The sequence below is a fragment of the Corynebacterium sp. 045007 genome (assembly GCF_040743205.1).
In the GTDB taxonomy this organism is placed as follows: domain Bacteria; phylum Actinomycetota; class Actinomycetes; order Mycobacteriales; family Mycobacteriaceae; genus Corynebacterium; species Corynebacterium jeikeium_D.
The window spans coordinates 156,454-171,409 of record NZ_JBFLKW010000003.1 but is presented as its reverse complement, the minus strand read 5'-3'; the positions used below and the strand labels follow the sequence as shown (position 1 = coordinate 171,409).

The window sequence follows — 14,956 nt, the reverse complement described above, 5'->3', positions numbered from 1 at the left end:
AGTATCGCAGTGTGAGAACGTCTCGCTAGACTTGTTGGAGATTAGAGACTAACGGAGGAAGGTCGCGGCGATGGTGCAGGTTTCAGTGATGGGTGCGGGCTCGTGGGGCACGACGCTCGCCAAGGTTTTTGCTGATGCGGGCAATCCTGTACGGCTGTGGTCGCGACGTGCGGAGCAGGCACAGCGTATTCAGATCAGCCGCGAAAACCACGACTACCTGCCTGGTCTGGGGCTGCCGCGCAACATCGAAGCCACCTCGGATGCAGAGGCCGCGCTGAAGGGCGCGGATGTGGTGGTGCTGGGCGTGCCCTCGCAGACTTTGCGTGACAACCTCAAGGTCTGGAAGGACTTCATCGGGCCGGAGACGATTCTGCTCAGCCTGGCCAAGGGTGTGGAGCGCGAGACACATCTGCGCATGAGTGAGGTCATCGCTGAGGTCACAGACCTGCCAGCAGAGCGTATTGCGGTGCTATCGGGCCCGAACCTCGCCCGTGAAGTTGCGATGGAGCAGCCAGCGGCAACGGTCATTGCTTGCGCCGATGAGAACAACGCCAAGATGATTCAGGCGGCAGTCGCCACTAATTACTTCCGCCCGTACACCAACACCGATGTCATCGGCTGCGAAATCGGCGGTGCCTGCAAGAACGTCATTGCGTTGGCCTGCGGTATGGCCTCTGGTCAGGGCTTGGGCGAGAACACGTTGGCAACCATCATCACCCGTGGGCTGGCGGAAATCACGCGTTTGGGCGACGCGGTTGGCGCAGAGGATAAGACTTTCGCGGGTCTGGCGGGCCTCGGTGACTTGGTGGCCACTTGTTCCTCACCACTGTCGCGTAACCGCACCTTCGGTGACCGTCTCGGCCGCGGTGACACGATGGAGCAGGCGCAGCACGCTACGCGTGGTCAGGTGGCTGAGGGCGTGATTTCTTCAATCTCGGTCCGTGACCTCGCTCGCCGCAATGGCGTGGAAATGCCAATTACTGAGGCCGTTTACGCTGTCTGCCACGAAGGCGCGAAGGTCGATGAGACAATTCGTAAGCTGATGGGGCGCAGCCGCAAGTCGGAATAACCAATAGTGCAGGGTCGGGGCTAAACTTAGTCACCATGACTTCGTCGAATAGCTCGTCTGCAGATCGCATTTCCGTCGCCGTCATCTACGGTGGCGCAAGCCCTGAGCACAGCGTCTCCTGTGTCTCGGCTGGCGCAATTATGGATCACCTGGATGAGGACCGCTTCCGAGTGGTTCCCATTGGTATTACCAAGGATGGTGTTTGGACCGTCGGCACGCGTGAGACGGATACGCTGCGCACGCAGGGGCGTACGATGCCGGAGGTCATCCCGGGCGAGGAAGTTGCGCTGAGCACCTCGCCGTCACGCCGCGGTGAATTCCGCTTCGTCACCGGTGATCGCGCCGGCGAGGTTTTCGACACCGTCGACGTCATCTTCCCTGTTCTCCACGGTCCGCACGGCGAGGATGGCACAATCCAGGGGCTCTTTGAGCTTTCCGGCATTGCTTACGTCGGCCCGGGCGTGCTTGCTTCCGCGGCGGGTATGGATAAGGAACGCACGAAGAATCTCCTGCAGGCAGCGGGGCTTCCTATCGGCAAGCAGGTCGTTTTGCACGTTGGCGAGTCGCTTTCCGACGAGGACAAGGAGACCCTTGGCCTGCCGGTGTTCGTCAAACCTGCCCGTGGCGGATCGTCGATTGGTATCTCCCGCGTCGATGATTGGGCGAATCTGGATGCGGCGGTAGAGCTGGCCCGAGAGCATGACTGGAAGGTCATCGTAGAGGCCGGTGTAGACGGTGCCGAGGTGGAGATTGGCGTGTTGCAGCGCGCTGACGGTAGCCTGCAGGTATCAGTTCCGTCCTTGCTGCGTGGCACAGAGGACTCCGACGAGGGCTTCTACGGTTTTGAAACCAAGTACTTGGATGACATCGTTTCGGCGCAGATTCCGGCTGAGCTGCCAGAGGATGTTTTGAAGGCGCTGGAGAAGGATGCTCGTCGGGCGTTCAGGGCACTGGGCTCTGATGGTCTGACTCGCGTGGACTTCTTTGTCACGGATAATGGCCCGATTATCAATGAGGTCAACACCATGCCGGGCTTCACCCCGATTTCGATGTACCCGCAGATGTTTGCGGCCTCAGGTGTTGCCTACGAGGAGCTGCTCAGCGCCCTGATTGAGCGGGCGCTGGTAGCTCGTCGATAAAAGCTGGTTCTTACTTCTCTTCGCTCGGCGAGATGTTCTCCAGGTTGTCAGCGATGACCGAGGAGAGCACCGGCATCAGAGAGCTGGCCTCCGGCATTGGCATTTCAACGGCGACGAAGCGTTCACGCCCCATGGCGTACCAGGTGGCGGAGGTACCGGAGGACAGCGTTGGTTCGTTGAACCAGACAATGTCACCAACCTGTGTTAGCTGCTGCGTGGTGGTGCTGTAGCCAGCCGGCTCGTCGACACCACAGCGCAGCACCACCGGATCGGCTGGGGTACCGCCCCAAATGACCATGTCCTTCGGCATGTCAGCCGGCATTTCCGCTGCGCTCAGACGGTGACGGTTGCCAAGCTCGCGGGGGAGGGCAGCCTCCAAGCCGCTGCAGCGCTTATCAGCTTCCGGAGCTGCCAGTTCTACCAGTGGGACGCCGCCGCGCTCCGGCTTGTTCTTGTACTCGGAGTCCGGGCGCAGCGCCTCGGCGAGGTCACTCAGGGCATCCTCCGCCTCTGCATTTCCTTCGGCGGTAATTGCAACAACCGGTTCGCGCCCGACGGTGAACCAAGTCGCCAAAGACTCGTCGGTGCTGTCGACAACCCGCAGCCACGAAATGCCCTTGACCTCTTCGGTCTTAGCCAGTTCGTTGTACTGGCTAGGTACGTTCGCGCCACAGCGCAGCGTGATGCGGTCTTGTTCCAAGTTTCGGTACACAGCGGCACCTTCTGGAGCTGGCTCTGCAATGTCGGCGCGAACCAGACCTGCGGCGCGATCTGGCAGTCGGTCGAGCAGTTCCGCACACTCGGGCGAGTCATTGGCGGGGAGCTCCGGGTTGGAAATCGCGACTGGCTTTGTCGCCTGATTATCCTGGTAAATCTTTGCGGCAAAAATGATGCCGAGGATAGAGATAATGGCGATAGCGAGTGCGATGCCCGCGCGTGTCCGGCTACCCTTGGACTGAACTGTTTCTCCCGATGGGGGTGCGTCTACCATGGGCCTGATTCTACGTTGTCCGGTACCAACTCCAATTGGTTGGGGGCAATACCGAGACGGGTTCCGCTATTAACGGTTAACCATCGACTATTAGGAATGTGACTCGACACTGTGACTGAATTGACCATTGGCGATATTGGCGAGTTTGGGGTCATTGAGGCCATCCGGGCTATCGCCCCGTCGGCACGCAATGGCGACGATGCCGCCGTCTTGACACAGACAACCCCCAACGCCCGTTTTGTCACTTCCACTGACATGTTGGTGGAAGGGCGCCATTTCCGCCTGGACTGGTCGACACCTCAGCAAGTTGGAGCTAAGGCCGCAGTACAGAATTTCGCCGATATCGAATCGATGGGTGCGCGTCCAACGGCCATGCTTTTCGCCATCTCAGCACCGTTGCATACTCCGGTGAGTGTGGTCACCGGTATCGCCGAGGGGTTGTGGCAAGAAGGCAAGCAATGTCCGGCGGAGCTCGTCGGTGGTGACATGGTCAGCGGAGATTCTCTGGTGATTTCCATCAGTGCGATGGGCGAACTCGGTGGGCTTGGGCGGCCGCTGCTGCGCTCAGCAGCACGCGCGGGGGATACGGTGATTGCGTCGGGACGCATCGGCTACTCTGCTGCGGGCCTTGCGCTGCTTCAGCACTGCGGAAGCCCGGCAAAGGTTCCAAGCGAGTTTGCGCAGCTGGTGGCAGCACACTGTACGCCCGAATTCGAATACCGCAGGGGTGCCACGGCGCGAGCTACAGGTGTGCGTTCACTGACGGACAATTCCGATGGACTGGTGGTGGATCTCCGCGCTATTGCGCAGGCCTCCAGGGTTACTTTGGAAGTTGACAGCAGTGCCATTGCGCCCGATGAGTTGCAGATTGCCGCTGGTGAATACCTGGGCATCGACCCGTGGGAGTGGGTGCTCACCGGCGGGGAGGACCACACACTGATCGGTTCGACGCCGGGGGAGCCTCCGACGGGGTTCCGCGCTATCGGCACGGTGTCGAAGGAAAAGTTCGATTCGGTGCTTATCGACGGCAAACCTCCTGCCCGCGATGCCGGTTGGGTTTCCTTTTAAGAGTTCGAAGAGGTTTTGAGAAGAAAGGCTGCATGACATGGATCCGTTGCCGGTCGAAGAAGGGTGGCAGAAGGCGCTGGAGCCAGTGGCCGATGACATCCACCGGATGGGGCAGTTCCTGCGCGAGGAGAACGCGGCCGGCTACGGTTACCTGCCCGCGGGCACCGATGTGCTGCGCGCCTTTACTTATCCATTCGATGAGGTCAAGGTGCTCATTATCGGTCAGGACCCGTACCCGACCCCGGGGCATGCGATGGGGCTTAGCTTCTCGGTCCAGCCGGATGTGAAGCCGGTACCGCGGTCGTTGGCGAATATTTTTAAGGAGTATTCCTCCGACCTGGGGCTCCCGACTCCCTCCAACGGTGACCTCACTCCGTGGAGTAGGCAGGGCGTAGCTCTGTTCAACCGTGTGTTGACCGTACGTCCGGGTGCTGCTGCCTCGCACCGCGGTAAGGGCTGGGAGGCAATCACGGAGCATGCCATCAAAGCATTGGTCGCCCGTGATCAGCCTCTCGTGGCCATTCTGTGGGGACGCGACGCGCAGAGTTTGCAGCGTTGGCTCCCCGGCGTGGACTGCATCTGTTCGCCGCACCCGTCACCGCTGTCGGCATCCCGTGGGTTCTTCGGGTCGCGTCCGTTCAGCCGGGCCAATGAGTCGCTGATTCGTCAGGGAGCTACCCCTATCGACTGGACGCTAGAATAGGAATTCATGTCTTTGCAGATTGGTTCTGCCGCCATTGTCGGCTGGGTTGCCCGGGGGATTGACGCGCTTCAATCCCGCCGCGATGAGATCAACAGTCTCAATGTCTTCCCAGTACCGGATTCCGATACTGGGTCGAATATGCTCGCGACGTTGAGTTCGGCCTATGAGGAAGCGCAAAAGGCTGACGCTTCCGATGTTCGCGCAGTCACCGCGGCCCTAGCTGCCGGTGCAGTGCGCGGTGCCCGCGGTAATTCGGGCACTGTGCTCTCGCAGGTTTTTCGCGCGGTGGCTGAGGCTGCCTCCGGTAGTGGCATTGGCGTTGAGTCGGTACAACACTCGCTAAAGCTAGCTGTGCAACATGTTTCCCAAGCGATTGCCAATCCGGTGGAGGGCACGATTCTGACAGTCCTGCGGCACGCCGCGATTGCCGCGGAGGAATTTGAGGGCGACTCGATTGAGGAGCTCGCCGACACGATCGCGGATGCCGCTCGCGATGCGCTGGCGAAAACCCCTAGCCAGCTCCCGGCACTGCAGCAGGCGGGCGTGGTCGACGCCGGCGGCGCGGGGTTGGTCATTCTGCTCGACGCGCTTGCCGACGAAGTCAGCGGCCGCGCAGCCGCACCGGTCGATTTGCATGTCGACGCGCCACACGTAGCCACCGTTGAGATGGAGGTCATGTACCTGATTTCCTTGGCGGATACCCAGGCGGCGGAAGCGCTGCGAGAGCGGTTGAACCCGCTGGGCAATTCGCTCATCATCGCAGGTGATGCTGGTAATGCGGAGACCGCGCAGTACATGGTGCACATCCACACAGTGGAGCCGGGCGCGGTTATCGAGGCAGCACTTGACTTCGGTCGTCCGGAACGCATCCGTATCGAGGTGCTCGATGAGCCGGCACCAACACCTGAGTCCACTCGCATCCTCATTGCGGTAGTGCCGGACGGTCCGCTGAATAATCTCATCACCTCCTCTGGGGCGATTGCTATCAGCCCGACCCCCGCTCCGACTCCCACATCCACTCCCACAGATCGAGCAGCCATCGCCGACCAGGAGTTCGCTGACAATGTGGTCACCAAGGCACTGACTGCCATGAGGGGCGCGGATGAGGTAATCCTGCTGCCAAATGGGCTGGTTAGCGACCAGGAATTGGCGGATATCGAATTCGCTGCTGCCGCGGCTAATCCGACTCTCGCGGTAGTGTCCACAGACTCCATTCCGGCTGGCCTTGCTGCCTTGGCCGTGCATTCGGCTGAGCTGCCGCTGGCGGTTGCTGCGTATGCGATGGGAGAGGCTGCCAATGGCACGCGAACGGCTGTAGTGGCTGCGGACGTCGATAAGCCCCTGACTGACGCGCTCACAGAGACCATCTCAGACCTGTTGGCTGGCGGCGGGGAACTAGTGACTCTGCTGCTCGGGCGCGGAGCTGAGGGCGTGGACATAGCGCAAGTGCGGGCGCGGCTGGACAAGCCTGTGGAAGTCGTAGCCTACGATGCGACCGGCATCGATGAGCCGGTGCAGATAGGAATCGAGTAGCGCGATGCTCGGATGGCTCGGCTCGGAATATGCGCGCACGCCCCTGAATATCGTGGTGGGGCCAAAGATTGCAAAGAAGCTGCATACGGCTTTTGGTGTGGAGACCGTCTCGGATGCACTGACGAATTTCCCGAAGCGCTACGTGGCGCAGGGTAAGAGCTTAGATGTGTCATTTTCCGACATTGGCGACACCATCACCACAGTCGTGGAGGTGCACAGCATTTCGCCAGCGCCCGCCTTCGCCGACCGACGCAAGCCACTGAAAATCTATGTCAGCGACGGCGTGCGCATTCTTCCGGCCGCGATTTTCGGTGCCGAATGGCTGCGCAATATGCTGCACCCCGGTGTGCGTCTGCTCATTGTTGGCACGCTCAGCGAGTTCCGCAATGAGCTACAGCTGAAAAATGTTGATTGCATGGTGCTTAAAGACGATGGTTCGGTAGGCGCAGCCACTGGCAAGCTGGCCACACTGACGAAGACAGCCAAGGGGATTGCGGAGATGCAGCGGCTGCTCACGCGCCCCTATCTGCCCATTTACCGTGGCCGCAAAGGAGTAGCGGGTATTCACCTGGCTCTGTACATGCAGCGCATCCTCGAATGGTTACCGCTGCAGCCAGACCCATTGCCCGCCACGCCGGAGGGACTTACCGATTTCGACTCCGCACTGCGTGGCGCACACTTTCCCTCCATCGCGGGCCCCGACATCGCGCTTGCCCGACTGAAGTACGACGAAGCGCTTGAGCTCCAGCTCGCCGTTGGTGCACGCAAGCGTACTCAAGCGAGCCTCACCGCTCCGGCCTGCATGGAAGTCGCCGGGGGACTTCGCGATGAGCTACGCCGGGGGTTGCCGTTTTCGCTTACCGACGGTCAGGTCGCTGTCGCAGCCGATATTGCGCACGATATGGCGAGGCCTAACCCAATGAACCGCCTGCTAGCAGGTGAAGTTGGCTCGGGTAAAACCGTGGTGGCCCTGCTGGGAATGCTGCAAGCAGTCGATGCCAGCAGGCAGTGCGCGATGCTGGCACCGACGGAAGTCCTGGCCCAACAGCACTACCGATCGCTGACAGCGATGCTGGAGCAAGCTGGAGTAGCAGTGACTGTACGACTGTTGACGGGTTCGATGTCGACGAAGGAGCGCCGGGCAACCCTGTTGGAGGCAGTCAACGGGGAGGCTGACATCGTCGTCGGCACGCATGCCCTGCTCAGCGAGGGCGTGGAGTTCTTCGATCTCGGGCTGGTGGTCGTCGATGAGCAGCACCGCTTTGGTGTGCGCCAGCGCGATCAGTTGCGCAGCAGGGGACGGGGTGGAATGACACCGCATCTGTTGGTGATGTCGGCAACCCCGATTCCGCGCACGGTAGCGATGACCATTTTTGGCGACCTCGCAGTTTCGCAGTTGACGGAATTGCCACGGGGACGTCAGGAGATCCAATCTTTTGTCGTACCGACGCTGGAAAAGCCGCGCTGGGAGGCACGAACCTGGGAGCGGATTGGGGAAGAAGTGGCCAAGGGCAACCGCGCCTTCATTGTCTGTCCCCGCATTACCCGCGACGAGGAACAGTTCCTCGACGAGTCCGTGGAGGCGGTGTTCGACCGAGCGAGGAAGAAACTTCCCGGTGTACGTATCAGTCAGTTGCACGGCAATATGGCACCGGAGGACAAAGACCGCGTGATGCAGGCCTTTGCCACAGGACAGCTGGATGTGCTGGTGTCCACCACAGTTATCGAAGTCGGCGTGGATGTACCAGAGGCCACGATCATGATGATTCGCCGCGCCGAGAGCTACGGTATCTCGCAGATTCACCAGCTGCGCGGTCGTGTCGGCCGTGGTGACCGTGGTGGCCTGTGCTTCCTGTGTACACACACGCATTCGCAGACACCAGAGCGCACCCGGCTGGACCGCATTGCCGCCACCACCGACGGCATTCAACTGGCGGAGTTGGACCTGGCCACGCGTAGTTTCGGCGATCTGCTCGGCGATGACCAATCGGGACTGGCAACAGGCCTCGGCCTGGTGGACCTCACCACCGACGGCGAGATCATCGAGCGCACCCGACACGATGCCACGGCTCTCCTCGACAGTGATGAAAGGCTTGTGGGGGAGCTCATATCCGATATCGATGAAGAGCAGTCGAACTACTTGGACCGCTCCTAGTAAGACCAAAGTAGACTGTTGGGCATGGTAGATGTCTGTGCACCTTTTGCAGGAGTAGTCCGCTGGGAGGTCGCCGAGAAAGACTCGGTGACGACCGGTCAGGTCATTGCGGTCGTGGAGGCCGTCAAGCTAGAAGCGCCGGTTTTAGCGCCCTGCCCGGGCACGGTCGCGGAGGTGGCGGCAGATCAATTTGTGGATGTCGAAGGCGGTCAGCTGCTGGCAAGAATCACGCCAGCAACTCACAGCGCCACGGCACAGCACAACGGCAACGAGAACACATCGCACGAAGGGAAGTAGATGACCCGCATTATTGCAGGTGAGGCACGCGGTCGTAGGCTAGTCGCGCCTAAGGGAGAGACCACTCGGCCAACTAGTGACCGCGCGAAGGAAGCCATCTTTTCCTCCTGGTCAACACGCTTTGGGCTAGAGGGAACTCGCGTTCTCGACCTGTTTGCTGGCTCGGGCGCGCTCGGTTTGGAAGCGGCTTCTCGCGGCGCGCGTTCCGTCGTGTTGGTGGAAAACGATCCGAACGCCATTGCCGCTATTGAAAAGAACATTCGCACCGTGGGGCATCCTGATGTGGCCGTGTCTCCGATGAAAGTGTCGTCGTACCTTGCGGGCGCGCCGGGCGAGCCTTTTGACCGCGTTATTGCGGATCCGCCCTATGAGCTGGCGGGGGAGGCCGTTACAGAGATGCTGGAGGCGCTGCGCAGTTTCCTCGCGCCGGGCGCGGTCGTGACTGTGGAGCGTCACCGCGATGACGAGGAGACGCGGTGGCCCGAGGGCTACGAGCAGCTCCAGCAGAAGCTGAAGCGCCGCATTCACGGTTTGGCGCGCTTCGACACCGCTATCTACAACGCTTAACGTTCTTCTTTACGCTTTACGACGGCCAAAGGTGGTTTGACCTCTATGACTCACGCATGCTGCCCCGGTTCCTACGATCCCATGACCTCTGGTCACCTCGATGTGATTGAGCGTGCCGCGCGCCAATTCGATCAGGTGACCGTGTTGGTTACCCACAACCCGAATAAGCAGGGCATGTTCAACGTCGAAGAGCGCATGGACCTCATTCGGCAGTGCACGCAGCACTTGGACAATGTGCAGGTGGACTCCTGGTCGAAGCTGTTGGTTGACTACACCTCCGCGCAGGGTATCACCTGCCTGGTCAAGGGGTTGCGCTCGGCGGCGGACTACGAGTACGAGGCGCCCATGGCGCAGATGAATCGGCGCATGACGGGCATTGAGACTCTCTTTGTGGAGGCTGATCCGAAGTACGGTCATGTGTCGTCGACACTGATGAAGGAAGTTGTTCGCTACGGCGGTTCGGTGGAAGGGCTAGTTCCCGAGCCTGTCTTGCACGCCCTGCAGCGCCGACTGAAGTAGCATGTAAGTCATGTTTCGCGTCTTCGAATCTCTTGATGAACTGGTCCAGATCCTAGAAGAGGCACACGGCGTGCCACTGTCGGCCAATTGTATGGTTCCGCGTCAGCGTGTTCTCGAGTTGCTCGATGAGCTGAGGGATGCTTTCCCGGCTGAGCTCGATGACGCGCAGGACGTCTTGGACCAGCGGGATGAGATTATCAACGATGCTGAAGCCCGGGCGAACAACACCATTTCGACTGCGGATGAAGAAGCCCATCGCATTGTCGACGAGGCCGAGGCCCGCGCTAACCACACCGTCGAGGATGCCAATGCCCACGCAGCTGGCACCGTCGCGGCCGCTGAGGACGACGCCCGTCGTCTCCGCGAGGATGCTCAGCACGAGTACGACAGCATTGTGGATCGTGCTTCTGCCGAGTCCGATCGCCTGATTCACGCTGGTAACGAATCCTACGAGCGTTCCGTTGCGGAAGGCCGCGAGGAGCAGGCTCGCCTGGTCGCTGAGTCGACGGTCGTCCGCGAGGCCAATGACGAGGCGAATCGTCTGCTTTCCGACGCACACGCGGATTCCTCTCGCCTCCGTGAAGAGTGTGACCGCTACGTCGATTCCAAGCTCGCCGAGTTTGAACAGACTCTCCAGGAGACCCTGCGTAATGTCGGTCGCAATCGCTCGGTACTGCGTTCGGGGGCCGGTGCCGTCGGCGGTGGTGCAGGGGCACAGAGCGCGCCGTCTTCCTTCTCCGAGGGGCAGGAACGCCGCCGGTACGAGCGTTAGCGCATCTTCGGGGTAGACTGAGGGCTATCATGACTGACTCATCCCCATTTGTTCTGGACGTTTCGACATGTCTGCAGGGCGGCATGCCCGAGCAGTTCCGCAAGGTAGGCGATAGCCCTGTCCGCGTTGGTGTCGAGATGATTGGCATCGCCGCTGGCGAGGAGGTTGTCGTTGACGGCATTGTCACGAACCTCGGCAGTGGTGTCATGGTTGACGCGACTGTGACTGCCAAGGCCACCGGCGAGTGTGTCCGCTGCCTAGCCCCGCTGAATCCGGAGCTCAGCTTCCACATTTCGGCTGTCTTTTCCAACAACGAGGACTTCATCACAGGCGACGATGCCGAGGAAGAAGACCTTGAGGACGAAGTTGGCCAGATCGTCGACAATACGGTGGATATCACTCAAGCCGTCATCGATGAGGCGGGCTTGAATCTGCCCTTCAATCCGACCTGTCTGGATTTCGATTCCAGCTGTGCTGAATCGGATTCGGAAGTGCCGGAGCCAGACGGCATCTCGGGTGAAGAGGAGCGCATTGATCCGCGTTGGGCTGGCCTGGCGGAAAAGTTTGGCTCGCTCGGCGACGAGAAGTAATCGACGACGACTTAGACGAAGACTTTAAAGGAGATATAACGGATGAGCCGCAAGCGTCGGCTAACCGGTGAGGCGGCTAGAAAGGCGGCTTTCGAGGCCGTCGATCACGCCCCGCTGCTGGAAAAACTCGGTGTTGAGCTACCAGAGGAGTCCCTGAAGCTCGCTTTGACCCACCGCAGTTTCGCGAATGAAAATGGCATGCTGACCAATAACGAGCGGCTAGAGTTCCTGGGCGACGCCGTGCTGGGCATGTGCGTTGCTGAAGAACTCTACCGTCGCTTCCCGGACCGCGCTGAGCAGGATATTTCCAAGATGCGTGCAGGTGTCGTGAACATGTACGCGCTGGCTGACCTGGCCCGCAGTATCGGGCTGGGAGAGCACATTCTCCTCGGCCGCGGTGAGAAGGCCACCGGTGGCGCGGATAAGCACTCGATTCTCGCTGACACCACCGAGGCGCTGCTGGGTGCTATTTACCTGCAGCATGGCTTCGAGGTTGCCCGCGAGACCGTGCTTCGCCTGTTCAACCAGATGATTGACGATGCCCCGACTGAGTCCCGCGGCCGTGACTGGAAGACGCTGCTGCAGGAACGCCTGGCGGCCAAGCAACTACCGGCTGCTGAGTACACCGTGCGCACCACCGGCCCCGACCATGACCTAACTTTCTACGTCGACGTGCTGGTTGACGGCGTGGTTAAGGGCAGCGGTACCGGCGCCACGAAGAAGGAAGCTGAAATGCACGCCGCGCATCAGGCGCATACCGCACTGGCCTAATGCCCGAGCTTCCTGAAGTCGAGTCCGTACGCCGCGGTCTCGACACTTACGTCGTCGGTGGCCGCATCGACGATTCCTTCGTCTACAACGCGCGTGCCGTGCGGCGCCAACCCGGTGGCGCCGCGGAGTTTATCGGTCGTACGCGCGGGCGGACGGTTGTCGCTACGGATCGTCGTGGCAAGTTCATGTGGCTCACGCTTGACGACGACTCCGCAATCGCCATCCACCTGGGCATGAGCGGCCAATTGCGCGTGGAAGCTCCGTACACTCCCGATACGCTGCCTGGCCGTCACACCCGAGCCGCTTTCGACATCGCCCTGCCGGACGGCGCTCGGCACCTAATCAACTTCAACGATCAGCGCACCTTTGGTTGGGTCTGGGCCTGTGAAATGGTCGAATCCCATGGACGCGTGGTTCCGGAACCCGCAGCCAAGATCGCGCCCGATCTATTGGAGCCCACCGTCGATGTGGTTGCACTTGCACACCGCATGATGAAGTCGCGTTCACCGATCAAGGCCGTATTGCTCAACCAGAACATTGTGTCGGGTATCGGCAACATCTATGCCGACGAAATGCTTTGGGCGGCGAAGGTCGATGGTCGCGTGCCGGCGTGTGACCTTTCGGTCCGTCGTTTAGCGAAACTTTTGCGCGAGGGGCAATCGGTACTCGAGCGGGCGCTAGCGGCCGGTGGCACGAGCTTCGATGCGTTATATGTGCATGTCAACGGCGAAAGTGGCTATTTTGAGCGGAGCTTGAACGCCTATGGACAAGCGGGGGAGCCGTGCCCGAGGTGTGGGCGCGAAATTGTCCGTCTGCCATTTGGGAATAGATCGAGTTATCTGTGTCCCACTTGTCAACGCTAGAATTTCCTTATGAGTTTCATGGAGCAAGCAACCGACTGGGTAAATGCTTGGAATGACAAGTACTGGCTGTTCATGATTGTTCTGCTAGTTGGTACAGGTTTGTACTTCTGTTGGCGGACCATCATGGTGCAGATCCGGTACATCCCGGAGATGTTCAGGGCCATCACTGAAAAGCCCTCTGATATCTCTGAAGGTGTCAAGGGCATCTCGGCCTTTAAGGCCTTTACAATTTCGGCGGCCTCACGCGTGGGTACCGGAAACGTCGCAGGTGTGGCGGTGGCGATCACCACCGGTGGCCCTGGCGCCGTGTTTTGGATGTGGCTGCTCGCCGCGATTGGTGGCGCAACCAGCTTCGTGGAGTCTACGCTGGCACAGCTGTACAAGGTGCGGGATAAGGACTCTTACCGAGGCGGCCCGGCCTACTACATCACCAAGGGGCTCGGGGAGAACTGGCGCTGGATGGCCTCGCTGTTCGTCATCGCTATCACGGTGACCTACGGTTTCGTGTTCAACGCGGTGCAGTCCAACTCGATTACGGCGGCTGTGGCGGAGTCGACCGGTCAAGACGCGCCGATCTTTAAGTTCGGTGTCGGCATTGTGCTGGCAATCTTGGCCGGCGTCATCATCTTCGGTGGTGTGCAGCGTATTTCGGCGGTGACGCAGATCGTCGTGCCGATTATGGCCGTCGCCTACATTATCCTCGGCCTGATTGTTTTGGCTCTCAACATCACCGAGGTGCCGAGCATGATCAAGCTGATTTTTGAGCACGCCTTCGGTATCCGCGAGATTGCCGGTGCCGCTGTCGGTACTGCCATGATGCAGGGTATTCGCCGCGGCCTGTTCTCCAACGAGGCTGGTATGGGTTCCACTCCGAATGCGGCGGCGACGGCGTCGGTGTCACACCCGGTCAAGCAGGGTCTCATCCAGACGATGGGTGTCTACTTCGACACCTGGGTCGTCTGTACCATCACCGCAGTGATCATCCTGCTGTCCGACCCTACTTTCGGCGGCGATGCAGAGGGCACCGCGCTGACTCAGGCCGCGCTGTCGGCGCAGGTGGGCACGTGGGCAATCCACGCGGTTACGGTCATCATCTTCTTCCTGGCGTTCTCCTCCCTGGTGGGTAACTACTACTACGCCGAAGCAAATATCCCATTCCTGTCTAAGAGCAAGGCTGTCCTGAATACCGTGCGCGTGCTGGTCATCCTGTGCGTTATTGGCGGAGCTGTCGGTTCCGTGCCGCTGGTCTGGTCGCTTGCGGACACCTTCTCCGCACTCATGGCCACCATCAATATCATCGCCATTCTGCCGCTGGGCGGCGTAGCTGTCGCCCTACTAAAGAATTACTCCGAGCAGAAGTCCAAGGGGCTCAATCCGGTATTCCACCGCGATGATCTGCCTAACGTCCGCGGCCACGACAAGATCGAGTGCTGGGACGGTTCCGACCCGATGACAGTGCGTGAGTCCGATGTTGTTTAACGACGTCCGCCTCACCGCGTGGGTACACGGTCGTGTTCAAGGTGTTGGTTTTCGCTGGTACACCCGCGCGACGGCTCTGGAGTTGGGGTTGGTCGGTTATGCCCAGAACTACCCGGATGGTCGGGTGTTAGTTGTTGCTGAAGGGCAACGGGCAGACTGTGAGAGTTTGCTCGCTTGGCTTGAGGGGCCGAATACTCCGGGCGATGTGACGGCAGTGGTGCCGTTATGGCAGGAACCGAAGGGTGCATTGAGCGCATTTGACCGTCGTTAAGCGGGTGCCAACTGCCTTCTCTCCCCCCATGTCGGTGTAGGAATCCGAAAAATTCGAATACGTTCTATCCCTCGCTCTGCGTCGTTGTTTTTACGCAGTTGGCGGGGGATTTTTTCGTGTCTCCAGGTAGTCAATTGGGGCGCTGAAGAGCTTCCGAATCGCCAAAAAA

16 protein-coding genes are annotated in these 14,956 nt (G+C 60.2%); 15 read left to right on the top strand and 1 reads right to left on the bottom strand.

The genetic code is table 11. The features are described from left to right. The first annotated feature begins 70 nt into the window (after positions 1-70). Both AB1Z34_RS03095 and AB1Z34_RS03090 read left to right on the top strand, forming a co-directional pair. Positions 71-1,069, top strand: a complete 999-nt coding sequence (locus tag AB1Z34_RS03095; protein WP_038628610.1) for an NAD(P)H-dependent glycerol-3-phosphate dehydrogenase — start codon at positions 71-73, stop codon at positions 1,067-1,069. Between the two features lie 35 nt (positions 1,070-1,104). Continuing rightward, on the top strand, positions 1,105-2,208 hold the full coding sequence (locus tag AB1Z34_RS03090) for a D-alanine--D-alanine ligase family protein (RefSeq protein WP_070862877.1): 1,104 nt from the start codon (positions 1,105-1,107) through the stop codon (positions 2,206-2,208). A 10-nt stretch (positions 2,209-2,218) separates the two neighbouring features. On the opposite strand, the gene AB1Z34_RS03085 is transcribed toward AB1Z34_RS03090, so the two are convergent. Further along, the gene (locus AB1Z34_RS03085) at positions 2,219-3,199 is read right to left on the bottom strand and encodes a DUF3515 domain-containing protein (protein ID WP_367157867.1); all 981 of its coding nucleotides are present in this window, start codon (positions 3,197-3,199) and stop codon (positions 2,219-2,221) included. A 111-nt stretch (positions 3,200-3,310) separates the two neighbouring features. On the opposite strand from AB1Z34_RS03085, the gene AB1Z34_RS03080 reads away from it, so the two are divergent. Genes AB1Z34_RS03080 through AB1Z34_RS03020 form a run of 13 tightly spaced genes read left to right on the top strand, consistent with a single transcriptional unit; the run spans position 3,311 to position 14,787 of the window. Beyond that, positions 3,311-4,267, top strand: a complete 957-nt coding sequence (locus AB1Z34_RS03080; RefSeq protein ID WP_049171566.1) for a thiamine-phosphate kinase — start codon at positions 3,311-3,313, stop codon at positions 4,265-4,267. A 37-nt stretch (positions 4,268-4,304) separates the two neighbouring features. Further along, positions 4,305-4,970 (top strand): uracil-DNA glycosylase, encoded by a 666-nt coding sequence (locus AB1Z34_RS03075; protein ID WP_048735462.1) that lies wholly within the window; start codon positions 4,305-4,307, stop codon positions 4,968-4,970. 6 nt (positions 4,971-4,976) lie between these two features. Further along, on the top strand, positions 4,977-6,503 hold the full coding sequence (locus AB1Z34_RS03070; protein ID WP_256886923.1) for a DAK2 domain-containing protein: 1,527 nt from the start codon (positions 4,977-4,979) through the stop codon (positions 6,501-6,503). A gap of 4 nt (positions 6,504-6,507) precedes the next feature. Next, on the top strand, positions 6,508-8,658 hold the full coding sequence (locus AB1Z34_RS03065) for an ATP-dependent DNA helicase RecG (RefSeq protein ID WP_367157866.1): 2,151 nt from the start codon (positions 6,508-6,510) through the stop codon (positions 8,656-8,658). A 24-nt stretch (positions 8,659-8,682) separates the two neighbouring features. Beyond that, positions 8,683-8,955 (top strand): acetyl-CoA carboxylase biotin carboxyl carrier protein subunit, encoded by a 273-nt coding sequence (locus AB1Z34_RS03060; protein WP_049171558.1) that lies wholly within the window; start codon positions 8,683-8,685, stop codon positions 8,953-8,955. Next, positions 8,956-9,522, top strand: a complete 567-nt coding sequence (gene rsmD / locus AB1Z34_RS03055; RefSeq protein ID WP_256886921.1) for a 16S rRNA (guanine(966)-N(2))-methyltransferase RsmD — start codon at positions 8,956-8,958, stop codon at positions 9,520-9,522. It abuts the gene before it with no gap. A 45-nt stretch (positions 9,523-9,567) separates the two neighbouring features. Next, complete coding sequence (gene coaD, locus AB1Z34_RS03050) at positions 9,568-10,041, top strand: pantetheine-phosphate adenylyltransferase (protein ID WP_016422540.1); 474 nt, start codon at positions 9,568-9,570, stop codon at positions 10,039-10,041. A gap of 10 nt (positions 10,042-10,051) precedes the next feature. After that, a complete protein-coding gene (locus AB1Z34_RS03045) occupies positions 10,052-10,813 on the top strand; it encodes a DivIVA domain-containing protein (protein WP_049171555.1) in 762 nt (253 codons plus the stop codon). Between the two features lie 29 nt (positions 10,814-10,842). Continuing rightward, entirely contained in the window at positions 10,843-11,403 is a 561-nt protein-coding gene (locus tag AB1Z34_RS03040; RefSeq protein ID WP_048735478.1) for a YceD family protein, read from the top strand. 42 nt (positions 11,404-11,445) lie between these two features. After that, the gene (gene rnc, locus AB1Z34_RS03035; RefSeq protein ID WP_038628630.1) at positions 11,446-12,174 is read left to right on the top strand and encodes a ribonuclease III; all 729 of its coding nucleotides are present in this window, start codon (positions 11,446-11,448) and stop codon (positions 12,172-12,174) included. After that, positions 12,174-13,037, top strand: a complete 864-nt coding sequence (gene mutM / locus AB1Z34_RS03030; protein ID WP_070858197.1) for a bifunctional DNA-formamidopyrimidine glycosylase/DNA-(apurinic or apyrimidinic site) lyase — start codon at positions 12,174-12,176, stop codon at positions 13,035-13,037. Before rnc ends, mutM begins: the two co-directional genes overlap by 1 nt. 18 nt (positions 13,038-13,055) lie before the next feature. Further along, the gene (locus AB1Z34_RS03025; protein WP_367157883.1) at positions 13,056-14,516 is read left to right on the top strand and encodes an alanine/glycine:cation symporter family protein; all 1,461 of its coding nucleotides are present in this window, start codon (positions 13,056-13,058) and stop codon (positions 14,514-14,516) included. Next, positions 14,506-14,787 carry an acylphosphatase gene (locus AB1Z34_RS03020; protein WP_367157882.1) on the top strand — a complete coding sequence of 94 codons (282 nt, stop codon included), beginning with the start codon at positions 14,506-14,508 and terminating at the stop codon, positions 14,785-14,787. The genes AB1Z34_RS03025 and AB1Z34_RS03020 overlap by 11 nt, the downstream gene beginning before the upstream one ends. Positions 14,788-14,956: the final 169 nt, after the last annotated feature.

Coding starts and splice junctions, on each gene's coding strand:
- AB1Z34_RS03085 (WP_367157867.1), bottom strand. CDS start 3,199: ATGGTAGACGCACCCCCATCGGGAGAAACAGTTCAGTCCAAGGGTAGC.
- AB1Z34_RS03070 (WP_256886923.1), top strand. CDS start 4,977: ATGTCTTTGCAGATTGGTTCTGCCGCCATTGTCGGCTGGGTTGCCCGG.
- AB1Z34_RS03095 (WP_038628610.1), top strand. CDS start 71: ATGGTGCAGGTTTCAGTGATGGGTGCGGGCTCGTGGGGCACGACGCTC.
- AB1Z34_RS03025 (WP_367157883.1), top strand. CDS start 13,056: ATGGAGCAAGCAACCGACTGGGTAAATGCTTGGAATGACAAGTACTGG.
- AB1Z34_RS03045 (WP_049171555.1), top strand. CDS start 10,052: ATGTTTCGCGTCTTCGAATCTCTTGATGAACTGGTCCAGATCCTAGAA.
- AB1Z34_RS03020 (WP_367157882.1), top strand. CDS start 14,506: ATGTTGTTTAACGACGTCCGCCTCACCGCGTGGGTACACGGTCGTGTT.
- AB1Z34_RS03065 (WP_367157866.1), top strand. CDS start 6,508: ATGCTCGGATGGCTCGGCTCGGAATATGCGCGCACGCCCCTGAATATC.
- rnc (WP_038628630.1), top strand. CDS start 11,446: ATGAGCCGCAAGCGTCGGCTAACCGGTGAGGCGGCTAGAAAGGCGGCT.
- AB1Z34_RS03040 (WP_048735478.1), top strand. CDS start 10,843: ATGACTGACTCATCCCCATTTGTTCTGGACGTTTCGACATGTCTGCAG.
- coaD (WP_016422540.1), top strand. CDS start 9,568: ATGACTCACGCATGCTGCCCCGGTTCCTACGATCCCATGACCTCTGGT.
- AB1Z34_RS03075 (WP_048735462.1), top strand. CDS start 4,305: ATGGATCCGTTGCCGGTCGAAGAAGGGTGGCAGAAGGCGCTGGAGCCA.
- rsmD (WP_256886921.1), top strand. CDS start 8,956: ATGACCCGCATTATTGCAGGTGAGGCACGCGGTCGTAGGCTAGTCGCG.
- mutM (WP_070858197.1), top strand. CDS start 12,174: ATGCCCGAGCTTCCTGAAGTCGAGTCCGTACGCCGCGGTCTCGACACT.
- AB1Z34_RS03090 (WP_070862877.1), top strand. CDS start 1,105: ATGACTTCGTCGAATAGCTCGTCTGCAGATCGCATTTCCGTCGCCGTC.
- AB1Z34_RS03060 (WP_049171558.1), top strand. CDS start 8,683: ATGGTAGATGTCTGTGCACCTTTTGCAGGAGTAGTCCGCTGGGAGGTC.